A 334-nucleotide genomic window follows, 5' to 3' on the forward strand; every position below is an offset into this window, starting at 1 on the left:
ACAGGCCCTTGTTTTGTGTAGCGTCCTGTCTTTTTGGGCGACCGATGGACATAGGGAAGCTGGCCGACATGGTGGAGGTTTTCGAGGGGCTCGAGGACTGGCGCAACGCACAACAGACACGGCACAGGTTGAGCGAACTGCTCACTGTGGCGGTGTGTGCGGTGCTCAGCGGTGCGGACGACTTCGAGGAGATCTCGCAGTGGGGGCGCGCCAAGCTGCCGTGGCTGCGGGGTTTCCTGCGGCTGGACTACGGCGTGGCCTCGCCCGACACCTTCGAGCGGGTGCTCGCGCTGCTCGATCCGAAACAGTTCGAACTGGCGTTTCGCACCTGGGT

At 63.5% G+C, this 334-nt stretch carries 1 protein-coding gene; it reads left to right on the forward strand.

Features of this window, described 5'->3' with window-relative positions; translation table 11 throughout:
- Nucleotides 1-44: 44 nt before the first annotated feature.
- A partial coding sequence (locus DNK49_RS23500; protein WP_133255188.1) for a transposase family protein occupies nt 45-334 on the forward strand: 290 nt, incomplete at its 3' end.

It is taken from the genome of Parazoarcus communis SWub3 = DSM 12120, assembly GCF_003226565.1.
Lineage (GTDB): Bacteria > Pseudomonadota > Gammaproteobacteria > Burkholderiales > Rhodocyclaceae > Parazoarcus > Parazoarcus communis.